11 protein-coding genes are annotated in these 15,382 nt (G+C 49.8%); 4 read left to right on the forward strand and 7 right to left on the reverse strand.

The window, feature by feature from the left end:
- Positions 1–3 precede the first annotated feature (3 nt).
- From KQY15_RS00125 to KQY15_RS00135, 3 genes are all read right to left on the reverse strand, one after another.
- Positions 4–363 (reverse strand): MmcQ/YjbR family DNA-binding protein, encoded by a 360-nt coding sequence (locus KQY15_RS00125; protein WP_217666378.1) that lies wholly within the window; start codon positions 361–363, stop codon positions 4–6.
- Between the two features lie 59 nt (positions 364–422).
- Entirely contained in the window at positions 423–2,459 is a 2,037-nt protein-coding gene (locus KQY15_RS00130; RefSeq protein WP_217666379.1) for a S9 family peptidase, read from the reverse strand.
- Positions 2,460–2,529: 70 nt separating this feature from the next.
- Positions 2,530–4,062: a fumarate hydratase gene (locus KQY15_RS00135; protein ID WP_217666380.1), complete on the reverse strand. Its 1,533-nt coding sequence runs from the start codon at positions 4,060–4,062 to the stop codon at positions 2,530–2,532.
- Positions 4,063–4,159: 97 nt separating this feature from the next.
- Here KQY15_RS00135 and pabB point away from each other — a divergent pair, with 97 nt between their 5' ends.
- The 3 genes from pabB to KQY15_RS00150 all read left to right on the forward strand — a co-directional run bounded on the left by pabB (position 4,160) and on the right by KQY15_RS00150 (position 7,855).
- The gene (pabB, locus tag KQY15_RS00140; RefSeq protein WP_217666381.1) at positions 4,160–5,572 is read left to right on the forward strand and encodes an aminodeoxychorismate synthase component I; all 1,413 of its coding nucleotides are present in this window, start codon (positions 4,160–4,162) and stop codon (positions 5,570–5,572) included.
- The gene (locus tag KQY15_RS00145; protein ID WP_217666382.1) at positions 5,562–6,164 is read left to right on the forward strand and encodes a CoA pyrophosphatase; all 603 of its coding nucleotides are present in this window, start codon (positions 5,562–5,564) and stop codon (positions 6,162–6,164) included. The genes pabB and KQY15_RS00145 overlap by 11 nt, the downstream gene beginning before the upstream one ends.
- Before the next feature lie 308 nt (positions 6,165–6,472).
- Positions 6,473–7,855, forward strand: coding sequence for an L-serine ammonia-lyase (locus KQY15_RS00150; RefSeq protein ID WP_254795372.1), 1,383 nt, complete (start codon positions 6,473–6,475; stop codon positions 7,853–7,855).
- A gap of 10 nt (positions 7,856–7,865) precedes the next feature.
- Here KQY15_RS00150 and KQY15_RS00155 read toward each other — a convergent pair whose 3' ends face one another.
- Genes KQY15_RS00155 through KQY15_RS00170 form a run of 4 tightly spaced genes read right to left on the reverse strand, consistent with a single transcriptional unit; the run spans position 7,866 to position 14,581 of the window.
- Positions 7,866–8,129 (reverse strand): putative signal transducing protein, encoded by a 264-nt coding sequence (locus tag KQY15_RS00155; RefSeq protein ID WP_217666383.1) that lies wholly within the window; start codon positions 8,127–8,129, stop codon positions 7,866–7,868.
- 29 nt (positions 8,130–8,158) lie between these two features.
- Positions 8,159–9,784, reverse strand: a complete 1,626-nt coding sequence (locus KQY15_RS00160; RefSeq protein ID WP_217666384.1) for an L-lactate permease — start codon at positions 9,782–9,784, stop codon at positions 8,159–8,161.
- A gap of 38 nt (positions 9,785–9,822) precedes the next feature.
- Entirely contained in the window at positions 9,823–13,344 is a 3,522-nt protein-coding gene (locus tag KQY15_RS00165) for an efflux RND transporter permease subunit (RefSeq protein ID WP_254795373.1), read from the reverse strand.
- Position 13,345: 1 nt separating this feature from the next.
- Positions 13,346–14,581: an efflux RND transporter periplasmic adaptor subunit gene (locus KQY15_RS00170; RefSeq protein WP_217666385.1), complete on the reverse strand. Its 1,236-nt coding sequence runs from the start codon at positions 14,579–14,581 to the stop codon at positions 13,346–13,348.
- Positions 14,582–15,056: 475 nt separating this feature from the next.
- Between KQY15_RS00170 and KQY15_RS00175 the strand changes: the two genes are divergently transcribed.
- Positions 15,057–15,365, forward strand: a complete 309-nt coding sequence (locus tag KQY15_RS00175; protein ID WP_217666386.1) for an isoamylase early set domain-containing protein — start codon at positions 15,057–15,059, stop codon at positions 15,363–15,365.
- The last annotated feature ends 17 nt before the right edge of the window (positions 15,366–15,382 follow it).

Genomic DNA, 15,382 nt, shown 5'->3' on the forward strand with positions numbered 1-15,382 from the left:
TGATTATTCCTGCTGTGCTAACAGTGGCCTTTTTGCTTTTGGCAGGCTTTTTACAATCAGCTGATAAGAGTTGTCTATCTGGCGCTTTATCTCATTCTCTGGCACGCTGCCATCAAGTAGCACGGTGTTCCAATGCTGTTTATTCATGTGATAGCCGGGGGTAATTGCCGGGAAAATGTCCCTTAGCATTTGTGCTTCTGCCGGGTCGCATTTCAGGTTTACCCGGGCGATGCCGTCCTGTTCACTTAAAATAGCGAATATCTTGCCTGTTTTATACACGTAAATATCAGGGCCAAAAGGAAAGTCCTCTACGCTTTGTAATTGCATCAGACAATAGTCACGACATTGTTCAAAACTAAACATCACTGCCCCCTCTTTCATCAGATAGTACGAAGGCCGGCTTTTTTCTAATCACGCCCTGACTATTTAGTATACTTCTCCAGCCAGGCAAAGACTTCGTTGTACCAGCGCACCCTGTTATCTTTGTTTAAGATCCAGTGGTTTTCATCCGGGAAAATAACCAGACGTGAATCAATACCTTTGCGTTGCAGGTTAGTAAAGGCGCCTAAGCCCTGGGCGTATGGCACCCGGTAATCTTTTAAACCGTGGATCACCAGCATTGGCGTTTGCCATTTATCTGCATGGGCAGCCGGGTTAAATTTATTATAATCACTGCCCTCCTGCCAGGCTGGCCCGCCTAAATCATACTCCGGGAACCACAGCTCTTCGGTGCTGCCGTAAAAGCTTGGCATATCGTATAAGCCGGCATGGTTAACCAGGCAATTAAAACCGGTTGGCCAGTTGCCGGCAATCCAGTTCATCATGTAACCACCGTAAGAGGCACCCAGGGCACAGGCACGGTCACCATCAATCCACGGTTGCGCCTTCACAATGTACTCAAAGCCTTTTTTCAAATCTTCTAAAGGCTTACCACCCCAGTCACGGCTGATTGAATCGGTAAACGCCTGACCATAACCGGTAGAGCCATGAAAATCGACCATTACCACCGCATAGCCTTTGGCGGCATACATCTGGGCATTCCAGCGCTCGTTAAACATATTACCGAAACTGCCCTGCGGGCCGCCATGGACTAAAAACGCCATTGGATATTTTTTGCTGGCTTCAAAATTCCAAGGTTTTACCAGATAACCATAAACGGTGGCATCGTTGGCGCCTTTAAAACTGAACTGCTCATAGTCACCAAACTGCACCTGCTCACGCCATTTGGCGTTCACATCAGTTAACTGGGTTAACTGACTGCCATCAGGGCTGATTTGAAATACTTCTGCCGGCATATCTAACCGGTGGTTGGTGAACACCAGTTTGTCACTGGCCACCTGTAAATTACCGGCATAGCCATTGCCATAGACTTTGCGCACATCACCAAAACTGGTGTTAATGGCAAAAATACTGTACTGCCCCAGATCCTGCGCCGTGACATAAATGGTACGGTTGTCGCTGCCAAACTGATAATCACTGACAGAGCGATCAAAGTCTGCCGCCAGCTCTTTACGCTGCCCGGTCACCATATCCAACAACATTAAACCAAAGCGGTCTGCTTCTGCGCCGGGTTTACTCATGGCTAAATAGGCCATAAAACGACCGTCTGCCGAGAATTTTGGTTTGGCGTCCCAGGCTTTATTATCTGCGGTTAAGTTAACTTTTTCGCCACCATTAACCGATACCTGAAAAATATCGTAGTTGGTATGCCAGGCCTGATCGTTAGCCGGTGCTTTAGCACTGAATACCAGATGCTGGTTATCAGGAGTAAACGCCACCTGATCTATACCGGCAATATCAGTGTCCCAGTCGCTAATTAAGTTTTTGGCATCGGTAACCATGCCATTATTTTCGGCAACCGTCGCAATATGCAACTGACTACGATAAGGCGTGCGCCAATGGTCCCAGTGCCGCACCATCAGACTGTCGTAAACCAGGGCACTGTCTTTACGTTCTTTTTCAGCGGCTTTGGCATCGACAGTACATTGTAAGGTGGCGCAGCCCGGTAATACCGCGAGCGACAACGCCAGACTTTTGCCATCAGCCGCGACTTTGAAGCCTTCTACCGGCAGTGGTAAATCAGTCACTTGTAATGCTTCACCGCCAGTTAACGGTAAGCGCCATAGCTGGCTGCTGCCGCTGCGATCGGCCAGAAAATATAACGCCTGGCCATCACTGCTAAAGGCCAGTGCCCGTTCACTGGCAGCGCTTTGAGTTAAGCGCAGCGCAGGCGTGTCTGCACGCAAATCTTTTAAATAAATATCAGTGCTGGTATCGGCCGGTGTAAAGCCGCCGTTGCTTTGCACGTAAGCCAGATAGCGGCCATCGTTTGACAGACTGATTGCATTGATTTTGTTAAACTGGTTCAGGTGTTCGACCGTTAGTGGCGCTTTCGCTGCCAGTGGCGCGGCCAATGGTGCGGCAGCTAAGGCACTTAACAGCATCAGTGAGTATTTCATTGTTGCTCCCCTTCAGGATGATAAAAATTAAAGCAAAGCGCCGGTATCAACCAGCGCTTTAATATCGTTATTATTTTGCTTTTAGTTTAGCGTCCAGTTCAGCAATATTTGCTTTCCAGATTGCCGGGCCCTGTTTATGCACGTTATTACCGTTGGAGTCTACCGCCACTGTTACCGGCATATCCTCCACTTCAAACTCGTAAATCGCTTCCATCCCTAAATCGGCAAAAGCAACCACCCGGGATTTTTTAATGGCTTTCGATACCAGATAAGCCGCACCGCCCACCGCCATTAAATACACCGCTTTGTGTTTTTTAATGCTTTCTACTGTTAAATCGCCGCGCTCTGATTTACCTATCATCCCCAGCAAACCGGTTTGCGATAACATCATGTCGGTAAATTTATCCATCCGGGTAGCGGTAGTCGGGCCGGCCGGGCCAACCACTTCGTCACGCACTGCATCCACCGGGCCAACGTAGTAAATAAAGCGGTTTTTAAGGTCAACACCTTCAGGCAAGCCTTCGCCTTTGTTCAGCATATCAGCAATGCGTTTATGAGCCGCATCGCGACCGGTCAGCATTTTGCCGCTTAGCAGTACGGTTTCACCAGCCTGCCAGCTTTGCACATCAGCCGGCGTCACGGTATCCAGGTTAACCCGACGAACATTGGCACCCAGTTCCCAGGTTACCTGTGGCCAGTCTTCCAGCTTAGGCGGCTTAATATCGGCCGGGCCACTGCCATCTAAGTGGAAATGCACATGACGGGTAGCCGCACAATTCGGGATCATCACTACCGGCAAACTGGCAGCATGGGTTGGTACGCTGTTTATTTTCACGTCAACCACGGTAGTTAAGCCACCTAAACCCTGAGCACCGATGCCCAGTTTGTTAACTTTTTCATACAGCTCTAAGCGAAGTTTTTCATCAGCTGTTTCAGCGCCCTTCGCAATAAGCTCTTGAATATCCACCGGCTCCATCAGCGCTTCTTTTGCCAGCACTGCCGCTTTTTCGGCAGTACCGCCAATACCGATACCCAGCATACCCGGCGGACACCAGCCAGCGCCCATTTTCGGTAAGGTTTCCAGCACCCAATCAACAATAGAATCTGACGGGTTAAGCATAGCCATCTTGGTTTTATTTTCTGAGCCACCGCCTTTGGCGGCGATCATTACCTCGACATGGTGGCCGGCGACTAAATCGATATGCACCACTGATGGCGTATTGTCTTTGGTATTTTTCCGTGCGCCGGCCGGGTCGGCAACAATAGAGGCGCGCAGCGGGTTATCCGGATTTAAATAGGCGCGACGGGTACCTTCGTCGACCATTTGCTGCACGGTCATGTCAGTTTTATCCCACTTCACATCCATGCCAATTTTGACGAAGCAGGTAACAATACCGGTGTCCTGACAAATGGGTCGGTGGCCTTCGGCCGACATGCGGGAATTGATCAGAATTTGGGCAATAGCGTCTTTGGCAGCTTTATTTTGCTCTTTATGATAAGCCTGCTCCAGCGCCTGGATAAAATCCAGCGGATGATAATACGAGATATACTGCAACGCATCTTCAATGCTCTCGATAAAGTCTTGTTGGCGAATGACCGTCATGCTTACTTTTCCTCTAATGCCATTAATGGCTTAATCATTAACTATTGCAACCTGTGCTGGTATGATACCCCGCATCGAAAACAGCGGCTAGCCTTCTATGCAGCAGTATTTAATTCCACAAACCGCACCAGCGGATTTAGCCACATTTTTTGGCCACTTTGCCAGTCAGCCCTGGGCAATGCTTCTTGACTCGGCGGCAGGTAATCACCCAAACAGCCGTTACCAAATTATGGTTATGCAGCCACTGGCTACCCTGACCGCAACTAATGGCGTAACCACCTTACAGGATGAACACGGCAGCCACGATTACCCGCAAGACCCTTTTACCGTGTTAGATTGTGCGCTGAAACGCTATTTTCCTGAGCCGGTAGACAGCGAGCTGCCTTTTAGCGGCGGTGCGCTGGGCTATTTTGGTTATGATTTAGGCCGCTATCTGGAGCAGCTGCCGGTACTAAGCAAACATGACATTCAGCTGCCGGATATGGCCATAGGCTTTTACCGCACAGCCCTGGTACTGGATAAACAGTTACAACAGTTATGGTGTGTTGACTATCTGGGCGATGCCAGGACACAGTGGCAGAAATTACAGTACCAGCTGACACAAGCGGCAGCCCCTACGCCATTTAAATTAACCGGCAACTGGCAGGCTAATCTCAGCCAGCAGCAATACACCGAGCACTTCGACCAAATTCAACAGCATTTGTTAAACGGCAATTGTTACCAGATTAATCTGGCCCAGCGCTTCAGTGCTGGTTATCAGGGTGACGAGTGGCAAGCCTATCTGGCACTGCGCGAAGCAAACGCCGCGCCGTTTTCCGCCTTTATCAATCTGCAGCAAGGCGCAGTGCTGAGTATTTCGCCAGAGCGTTTTTTGCAGTTAAAAAACCGCCAGGTTGAAACCAAACCGATTAAAGGCACCCGTCCCCGCCATTCAAATCCAGAGCTCGATCAGCAAGCCGCCACTGCCTTGCAGCAGGCTGAGAAAGATCGGGCCGAAAATGTGATGATTGTTGATTTACTGCGCAACGATTTAGGCAAAGTATGCCGCGTTGGTAGTGTTGCAGTACCAGAGTTATTTGCTATTGAAAGCTTTCCGGCAGTGCATCATTTAGTCAGCACTGTTACCGGCGAGTTAGCCACAGAATACAGCGCCTGCGATTTACTACGTGGCGCCTTTCCCGGCGGCTCTATTACCGGCGCGCCCAAAGTAGCGGCAATGCAGATTATTGAACAGCTTGAGCCGCACCGGCGCTCAGTCTATTGCGGTGCGATAGGTTATATTAATAATAACGGTGATATGGATACCAACATCGCCATTCGCACCCTGGTTTGCAGCGAAGGCGTAATTCATTGCTGGGCCGGTGGCGGGATTGTTGCCGACTCGGAAGCGGCCAGCGAGTATCAGGAAACCTTAGATAAGGTAAATAAGATACTGCCGGTACTGGTTCAACTGAGTAAATCCGAAGGCAGTTCTTTTGCTGAAATGCAGGACACCGCCGATGCTGGCTGAACAATTTAGCAGCCGCTTTCTATTAACGCCTAACCCGGCCACAGCCGCGGCGCCGCTGCCTGCGGTAAAAGGGCCGGTGCCGTTAGCAAATAAGCCGCAAAACACCTCACAGCATGCTGCGGTACTGGTGCCCGTCGTGGATTATGGTAACGAGCTTAAAGTATTATTTACCCAACGGGCGCTGCACCTGCGCCATCATCCGGGCCAAATCAGCTTTCCGGGTGGGCGGATTGAACCAGGCGAAAGCAGCAACCAGGCAGCACTGCGTGAAGCGGAAGAAGAAATAGGGCTGGCCAGCACTGAAGTTACCCTGCTGGGCCGGTTACCAGCGCAGGACACCACCACTGGCTTTATTATTGAACCCTGGGTTGGCCTGCTTAAGCCGCAACGTGCGTTTCAGCTGCAGGTATCTGAAGTGGCCGCCGTATTTGAAGTGCCGCTAAGCCATTTTTTACCACAGCAAAACCGTCATCAGCTAGCGTTAACCTTGCGCGGTAAAACGCGGGATCTGCATTTTATGCCATATCAGGATAAGTTTATCTGGGGCGCCACCGCCGCCATTATGCATCAGCTTTGTTTGCAACTGGCTTAATGTAAGATTTAGTTTACGGAAAGTAAGGTACACAACATTGAATACCCAATGTAAAGACTAAAATGAGTCGAACCGGTTTGTTCACGCCAACACGCCGTGAACCCATCCCTGGGGGCTCGTTTCCGCCCGTCCGGGGCTTCAACGGTTGGCTTAGAGCAAACCGATTCTCGTCCGAATCCCCTTCCCCAAAGTTCTGGCGCCTTTACAAGCTGTAATAACACCCGACCAGTTACCAACCCGCTTACAGTCGTGGCCCGCTTCCGTTACAATGGCCGCAATTTCATAAAGTAAACTAACAGATACCCAATATGATTATCAGTGCTTTTGACATGTTCAGTATTGGCATTGGCCCTTCCAGTTCGCACACTGTTGGCCCGATGCGCGCCGCTAAAAAATTTACCGATAACCTCAGTGAAACTGAGGTGCTTGATAAGGTTGCCAGCATAAAAGTTGACCTTTACGGCTCGCTGGGCCAAACCGGCATTGGCCATGGTACCGGCAAAGCCGTGATCCTTGGTTTGTCTGGCTATTTACCGGAAACCATCGATCCCGATACTATCGACGGCTTACTGAAACAAGTGCATGACAGCCAGAAGCTGCAGTTAGCGCAAAGCCACAGCGTTAAATTCCCGCGCGAAGGCGCCATTGTGTTTCACCGGCGTAAAACTTTAAAAGAGCATTCCAACGGCATGGAACTGGTGGCTTTTGACAGTGATAAAAACGAGTTGCTACGCGAAGTGTATTTTTCGATTGGCGGCGGCTTTATTGTTAAAGCAGAAGACTTCGCCAAAGAAAAGGAAGCAGCCAGCCAGTTTGCTGCTGATAACCCACCGCCGTTCCCGTTTGAATCCGGCACCGAGCTGTTGGCCTTATGCAAAGAACACGGCTTGTCGATTTCCGGCTTAATGCTGGAGAATGAAAAGGTACTGCGCAAGCCAGCCCAGATTGAGAGTGAGTTGAATAATATCTGGCTTACCATGCGCGCCTGTATTGAGCGCGGTATTAAAACCGAAGGTATTCTGCCTGGCGGCTTAAAAGTAAAACGGCGGGCACCGGCGCTATACAAGCGGCTGATGTCGGAAAAAAGTAGCGACCCGTTGCAGGTAATGGACTGGGTTAACCTGTTTGCCCTGGCCGTAAACGAAGAAAACGCCGCCGGTGGCCGGGTGGTTACCGCGCCCACCAATGGTGCTGCCGGCATTATTCCGGCAGTGCTGATGTATTATGATAAATTTATTCAATCGGTCAGCCCGGAAATTGCCACCCGCTATCTGCTAACCGCCGCAGCTATTGGTATTTTATATAAGAAAAACGCCTCTATCTCCGGTGCCGAAGTGGGTTGTCAGGGCGAAGTTGGCGTAGCCTGCTCGATGGCGGCGGCAGCGCTGACGGAAATACAGGGCGGCACACCGCTGCATGTGGAAAATGCGGCTGAAATTGGCATGGAGCACAACCTGGGCTTAACCTGCGATCCGGTAGGTGGCCTGGTGCAAGTGCCTTGTATTGAGCGCAATGCCATGGGCTCAATTAAGGCAATTAACGCCTCACGACTGGCGCTGCGTGGCAGTGGTGATCAAAAGGTTTCGCTGGATAAGGTGATTAAAACCATGTGGGACACCGGCCGCGATATGCAAACCAAGTACAAAGAAACCTCGCGCGGTGGTCTGGCGGTTAATATTATCGAGTGTTAAACCGCAGTAATTATTTTGCAGGCTCTGATGCCAGCAGTGGATCATCCGGTTCACTGCTGGTAGCAGAGTTATCCTGATACTCTGCGATGATCTGCTCAGCCTGCTCGCTATCTTCTTCCTGCACCAGAATAGTGGCAATGCCCAGTGGCGCCACATCACCTACTGCACCTTGTAAGTAGTGGCCGCCAACATGTGCCTCAATGCCATATGATTGCAGCATACCTGCGACAATATGGGCCTCAAGAATATCGTTTGCTTTAAAAATTATTTTCATACTTCCCATACAACGCCTGCCTAAACATCTTATCGTAACAGCAACCATGCCACGCTACTGGCTGCTAAACAGTAAAATAACATCGGCCACAGCGTATAGCGAATAATATCTCCTTCACGCCCATGTAAATTGACCACACTGGCAGCCGCTACCACATTCACCACACAAATCATATTGCCGGCATTGGCCCCCAGCATCTGCAATGCGAGTGTTAAGGTTAACGACAAATCAGCCTGCGCAGCCATTGCTTGCTGAAAACTACCAAACATTAAATTTGAGAACGTCGCTGAGCCAGCAATAAAGGAACCCAGTGCGCCGATAAATGGTGCTATCCATAACCAGCTGTCGGCCAGATAGCGGGCAGCCTCAGCAGCCAATGCCAGGGGCATGGCGGGTAAACCAGCGCTGTTAACGTCAGATTGCAGAAAAATCCGGACCATTGGTACCGCGCCTGCCAGCGCAATAGCCGACGGCAGCAGCATCCGGCCACTTTGCGTCACCGCGTTTCGCAGCATCGTTGCAGAGCCCCGCAGGAAAAAACAACTGACCAGCGCCACCAGCACAAATAAACTGCCCGGTAAATATAACGGGCTGACTGTGACGGTCAGTTCAGTACCAAAAATCGCAGGCCAGTGCCAGGCCAGCTGCTGTAAGCCGGTTTTAAAAGGCAAACCCGGGATCCGGCTTAATATCAGTAACATGGCCACCAACACATAGGGTAGCCAGGCACGCCATAATGGTAAGGCAGGTGCGGCTGACAGGATATCTGGCGTTATTGTTGTAGCTTGTTCAGCCTCAGCGGGTGTTGTGTCGTCAGGTTTAAACAACCAGGGTGTTGCCGGTAACAGCACACCGTAACGGGCGGCGGTACAAATCAGCGCCAGCCCTATCAAGGCGCCCAGTACCGATGGAAACTCAGGGCCCAGCAATAACGCCACCAGATAAGCCGGTAGTGTAAAGGCTAAGCCACTTAGCAATGCAAAAGGGGCAATAGCAAAGCCAGCACGCCAGCTTTTTTGCTCACTGAAAAAGCGGGTTAGCATAACTACCATCAACAGCGGCAAACAGGAGGCAACGGCGATATCAATACTGATGGCGGTTAACGCTACCTGTAACACCGTATCAGGCCCGATGCCAGGCACGCCCTGAGCAATGCCAACCAGCACCGGGGTACCGACAGCGCCAAAAGAGACCGCACTCGAATCAGCGACCAACGCCAGTACCACAGCTGACAACGGGCTGAACCCCAGAGCCACCAGCAATGGCGCTGCGATAGCCGCGGGCGTACCAAAACCGGCTGCGCCTTCTAAAAAACTGCCAAACAGCCAGCCAATAATGATTAATTGCACCCGCTTATCAGCAGAAATTGCGCCGAAGCCAGCTTTAATAACATCAAGAGCGCCGGTTTGCTTTAACACATTAAGCAGCAAAACCGCACCAAATACGATCCAGACAATAGTGGCGGCGATAACTACCCCTTCCGCACTGGCAGCAGCCAGTTGCCGCAACGGCACCTGCCATACCAGATATGTCAGCACGGCACAGATCATAAAACTTAGCGGCATCGCACGGCGTGCCGGCATGCGCAGCAACACCAGCAGCATAAACACGCTTAACAGCGGCATCGCCGCTGTTAACCATTGCCAGACAGTCATCAATTCAGCTGAGCGCCTCCGGTTTGTTATTGGTGTGGTTAATAGCCGCTCTCATTTAACAATGGCTGTTCCCCCGCAGTGGGCTCTGGCTCAGTCGGGCCAACATTATCACTGTTTCCGGCCAGTAAGGTTATGATCAATAAGCTGAAAAAACCCAGCAGCGGAATAACCAGCAGTAACGCCCACCAGCGGCTGAATTGCAAATCGGTTAAGCGCCGGCAGATTGCTGCAGTTACCGGTAGGGTCATGGCAATTAAATAACTCAGGGCAATAACCCCGTTTGATAATAAGCCAGTAGCGGCAATGATACCGTCAACGATTAACAGGATCAGCAGCAAACCAAAATGCATCCAGATAAACTGCCAGAACTCACGCCGACTGTCTGGCTGATTAAATACTGCATAGCTGCGGATAGCCCGGCTGAAGCTGCTTAACGCCTGAGGTACAGCTTTCTTGGTATCTTCCAGAATAACGTACAACGCCGGGATCAGCACCAAGGTGATGACCGTAGCGAATAAAATACCAAACGCCAGTGATACCGCCATCGGCACCACGATTTTTGCCTGTAAACTGCGCTCCAGTACAATAGGCGCCAAACCGACAAAAGTGGTGAGTGATGTCAGTAAAATTGCCCGAAAACGCTGGGTACCGGCTTCTACCACCGCCTGCTTAATGGCAATGCCCTGCTCGCGCGCTCTGTTTACAAAGTCGACCATGATCAGGCTATCATTTACCACAACGCCGGCCAGTGCAACCAGGCCAAAAATTGACATAATGCTCATACTCAGGCCCAGCAGCATATGGCCAATAACCGCGCCAATTAAGCCAAAGGGGATTACGCTCATAATAATTAATGGCTGGCTGTACGATTTCAACGGAATCGCCATTAAGGCATAAATGGCAAACAGTGCCAGCACGGCGGCTTTCATTAGATCAACCTGAGCATCAAGTTCATCCTGGCTGGCACCGTCCAATGAACCGGTTACGCCCTGATACTTTTGCTCCAGTTCTTTTATAATTTTAGTCTGTACTTCACGAACCACCACGCCCGGCTCAATTAATGTTTTATCGGCAGCAGCAGTAATGGTAACTGCCCGTTCGCCATTTACCCGGTTAATTGCGCTGAAACTCGGTTGCATGGTATAGCTGGCCACCCGCGAAAACGGCACTTCGCCACCATTGGCTGTTCGTATCCGCATATTCTCCAAATCACCGATAGAACGGCGTTCTTCCTGTGGGTAACGCACCATCACTTTAATTTCTTCGCCATTACGCTGCAGACGCTGTGCTTCTGCACCATAAAACCCATAACGTACCTGGCGGGCTAAATCAGCCAGGCTTATCCCAAGCAAGTCAGCTTCTGGTTTTAACGCCAGCACAATTTCATCGTTACCACCCAGCAAATTATCCTCAATATCAAACACACCGGCGTATTCGGCCAGACGTGCTTTTAATTCTTGCGTAGCAAGCTGCAGGTTTTGCAGATTGGTGCCGCGCAGTTGCAATGCAATATCAGCACCGCCGCCGCCCATAGTAGAGCTGTTCACTTTAAAAGATTTCAGGCCAGGAATTTCCGGCACCTGCTCACGCCAGCGTCGCGCAATTTCAAAGCCGTCAATTTCCCGGTTTTCACTCTTTTCCAGTTCAACCACCAACTGGCCAGCGGTATCGCTGTTTAAAAAAACCAGCCGGTGTTTAATCACGTCTTCATTAAACTCACGGCCCAGTTCTGTGTTAGCGCGCAGCAGGGCTTTTTCAATTTCCTGCATAGCCAAAACCGTAGCTTCGTTCGAGGCACCCTCTTCCATTTGCACATTGGCCTGAATAAAGTCGCTCGGGATGTCCGGAAAGAATACCCAGCGCACAAAACCACCCTGTAGCACCCCAATCATTAAAATCAGCATGGCAAAAAAGCCCGCCATAGTCAGGTAACGCAGGCGAATACAAGCTTCGATAAACGGCTTATAAGTGTTGTGAATAAAGCGAAACAGGCCACGGGATACCGCTTCACGAACCCGCTTTAAGGTATTGCTGCCAAAACGACCCAGTGCGTAAATCCCACCTTTATCAGGGTCCCAGGGCTTAGTATCCATATTGGCAATATGGGTTGGTAAAATCAGTTTTGATTCGATAATAGAAAAAACCAGACACAGCACCACCACCCAGGCAATAGATTCCCAGATAGCAGACTGACCACCGCCCACCATTAACATGGGTACAAATGCGGCAATTGTGGTTAATACACCAAAGGTTGCCGGCATCGCGACTTTTTTCGCGCCGGCAATAACCGCTGCTGTTGATTTACCCCGTTTTTCTATTTCGGTATAGGCACTTTCACCAATAATAATGGCGTCATCCACTACTATTCCCAGTACCAGAATAAAACCAAATAAACTGATCATATTGATCGAGACGTCAAACATTGACAATGGCAACATCGCCAGCGCACCTAAAAAGCATACTGGTATGCCCACCATTACCCAGAATGCTACCCGGAACTCCAGAAACAGCGTTAACGCCAGCAGTACCAGGATTACGCCGTACAATAAGTTGTCAGTCATCAGATCCAGCCTGCCCTGCAGGTAATAGCTGGAATCACCCCAGTAATCTAACTGGACACTGGGTGGTAAACTGGCTTTTTTATCCTTCACATACTGTTTTACGGTATCAGCGATCTGTAGCGTGTCATCTTCGCCAACCGCATCGATGCGGATGGAAACACTGTTTTTACCATCGAAGGTTGCTAAGCGGCTACGCTCGATAAAACCATCAGTTACGGTCGCGATCTCACCCAGCGTTAACCGGGTGCCATCTGCAAATTTCAGCAGAACGATATTGTCAAAATCAGCCTGGTTATAGGCCTGACCTTTAGTGCGCAGCAGAATATTACCACTTTCAGAGCGGATAGCGCCGCCGGGTAAATCAACTGAGCTGGCCCGGATTGCCGCAACAACCTGATCCAGGGTTAACCCATATTCTTTTAATTTCAGTTCTGAAACTTCAACGGCTACTTCGTAATCCCGGGCCGCAATTACATCAACCTTACTGACCCCGGGTCGTTTTTTAATTTCGTCCCGGATATCTTTAGCCAGCTCTTTTAACGTCCGCTCCGGTGCATCGCCATACAGGGATAACCACATTACATTGCTTTGAAAGCGTACCCGGTACACTACCGGTCGCTCGGTTTGCTCTGGTAATGATGAAATAGAACCAACCTGAGTTTTAATCTCGTCCATTACCTCCTGTACTTCATAGTTGGAAGCCACTTCCACCCGCACGGTTGCCAGGCCTTCAACGGCGGTAGAGCGAATACGTTTAATACCATTAACGCCACGCAGGCTTTGCTCAATTTTATCAATAACGCCGGTTTCAACTTCCTGTGGTGCCGCGCCAAGATAGGGCACCCGGATATTTACCACTTCCAGTTCTATTTCCGGGAAAGCTTGTTTTTTTATGGTCAGTACTGACGCAATACCGGCCACCAGAATAATGGCCATAAGCAGATTTGCTGCCACGCTGTTACGGGTAAACCAGGCAATAATACCTTTATTGGTATCCATATTATTGCTCCTTTACCTTATCAGCTTTCGCGGCGGCGGCTTCAGCTAACTGGGTACCGTCAGTGCTTTGCGGCTCATCACTGCCAGCACCAGCAACCCTGACCACCGTGCCGGCCAGTGGATTGGAAATGGCAGACAACGCCAGTTGGTCAGTGGGTTCTAAACCGGCCTGAATATAAGCAAACTCATTCGTTGCTCTGTCAACCTCTACCTGGCGAAATTGCAGGGTATTGTCTTTATCAACCACCAGCACCTGATTACCCGGCAGCAACAAATGCCGCTCAACCCTGACAATTTGTTCGGCCTGAGTACCAGTAATAGTCGCCCCAACAAAACGACCAAAATTTAATACGGGTTGATTCTGGGCCTGCTTTTGGCGCTGATAAGGGTCGGTGACTTCAGCCACGACATAAATAACCCGGCTACGCTCATCCAGAATGCCTTCCGTTCTTACCAGCTTTGCCGGCCAGGTTAGTTGCTGCCCCGCTACCGTGCTGCTTAAAGTAACAGTGTTAGCTTCCGTGTCCATTGCCCCGGGCATAGCTAAAAATGCCATATCGATGTCTGTCAGCGGTAAACGAATTTCAGCCACCTCAGTCCCCACTATACTGCCAAGCACAGAACCACGGCTGATAAACTGGCCAATATTTGCGGCCCGGCTACGCACCATGCCATCATAAGGTGCACGAATTTCAGTGCGGGCCAAATCACGTTTTGCTCTCTCTAATTCCGCCTCAGCTGACTGAACACTGGCCAGTGCACTGGCTAGCTGTGGTTGGCGTAAGCCCAGTGCCGGTGCAGTTCCATCGGTAAAAGAGCGCCATTCCTCTTCGGCCACTCTGACGCGTGCCTTTTCTTCTGCCAGCATCGCCTGGGCATTGGCAAGTGCAGCTTGTGCCGCCTTGACGTTGGTTAAATAATCACTTTGTTCCACCCTGACCAGCACGTCACCTTTTGTAAAAAAACCACCGGCAACAAATTGCTCTGCTACTTCGACAACCCTGCCGTTTACTTCAGAAACAAGACTGGTTTCCAGTTTTGGTGTCACCATCCCCTGTGACTTAATCTGATAGACAATATTATCTGGTTTAATAGCAACAGCATTCACCAGAATAGCCGGCCGGCTTTCATCATTTTTTTCCGGTGGCTGACGCATTTTTGATAAGCCCACTGCACCAGCAATGGCTACCACAACAACGATTACCGGAAGTATTACTTTTACAAAAAATGAAGACATGACTTATCCACCTGTCAAATTTAACTTGTCGCATCATAAGTGTTGCAACTGCAATTGTATGCCGGCGACTGTTAATCTTTGTATCCTGAAACAGGCAAATAGTGCGGCGACATCACCGCTGATAAACCAATTTAAATTCATCCGGCTACAGCCCAGCCCTTTACCCACGCGGTGTATTCCCTTTTCAGCATCTGGTAACCGATAAGCTTTGGCCGATTTATAAAGCTGCTATCGCCAGAACCGGGTAATATTTTGTTACAAACGCCTACAATTAAAACAGCTGTTTGAATGCCAGTTATAACACTACAACTTAAAGTTATTTGCCGACTAAACCCTGCTGATTTATCGTAGCAGTAGTGACCAATCTGGTCATTTTTCAGTCACAAATTGCGGCTAGTATTTTTGGCAGTATTCACTATCGCAGCAGCAATATGCTTAAGCAGGCTGTAAGCGCAGCCAGATTGAGGGAATTATTATGAGTATCACCAAACAATATTTGAAAACTAAACCAGCCTGCAAAGTAACTTTTAAACTCAGCGCTGAGCAATTAGCCGATGCTGAATCTGTTTCCCTGCTTGGCGAATTTAATAATTGGGATCCCAGTGCGTTACCAATGAAAAAAAGTAAAAAGGGTGATTTCAGTGCCAGCCTGACACTGGAAAATGATCGGGAATATCAATTCCGGTATCTGGTTAACGGTGGCACCTGGCTAAATGACGATGCGGCCGATGCCTATTTACCGTCGCCATTATCATATGACCATAACTCGGTTATCCGTTTGTAACAGCTAACCGCTGACAG

Source organism: Arsukibacterium indicum (assembly GCF_019100565.1).
GTDB lineage: Bacteria > Pseudomonadota > Gammaproteobacteria > Enterobacterales > Alteromonadaceae > Alishewanella > Alishewanella indicum.

Bases quoted from the DNA above. Each gene is read 5' to 3' on its own strand.
- KQY15_RS00170 (WP_217666385.1), bottom strand. From the start codon at position 14,581: ATGTCTTCATTTTTTGTAAAAGTAATACTTCCGGTAATCGTTGTTGTG.
- KQY15_RS00165 (WP_254795373.1), bottom strand. From the start codon at position 13,344: ATGGATACCAATAAAGGTATTATTGCCTGGTTTACCCGTAACAGCGTG.
- pabB (WP_217666381.1), top strand. From the start codon at position 4,160: ATGCAGCAGTATTTAATTCCACAAACCGCACCAGCGGATTTAGCCACA.
- KQY15_RS00150 (WP_254795372.1), top strand. From the start codon at position 6,473: ATGATTATCAGTGCTTTTGACATGTTCAGTATTGGCATTGGCCCTTCC.
- KQY15_RS00175 (WP_217666386.1), top strand. From the start codon at position 15,057: ATGAGTATCACCAAACAATATTTGAAAACTAAACCAGCCTGCAAAGTA.
- KQY15_RS00160 (WP_217666384.1), bottom strand. From the start codon at position 9,784: ATGACTGTCTGGCAATGGTTAACAGCGGCGATGCCGCTGTTAAGCGTG.
- KQY15_RS00135 (WP_217666380.1), bottom strand. From the start codon at position 4,062: ATGACGGTCATTCGCCAACAAGACTTTATCGAGAGCATTGAAGATGCG.
- KQY15_RS00155 (WP_217666383.1), bottom strand. From the start codon at position 8,129: ATGAAAATAATTTTTAAAGCAAACGATATTCTTGAGGCCCATATTGTC.
- KQY15_RS00130 (WP_217666379.1), bottom strand. From the start codon at position 2,459: ATGAAATACTCACTGATGCTGTTAAGTGCCTTAGCTGCCGCACCATTG.
- KQY15_RS00145 (WP_217666382.1), top strand. From the start codon at position 5,562: ATGCTGGCTGAACAATTTAGCAGCCGCTTTCTATTAACGCCTAACCCG.
- KQY15_RS00125 (WP_217666378.1), bottom strand. From the start codon at position 363: ATGTTTAGTTTTGAACAATGTCGTGACTATTGTCTGATGCAATTACAA.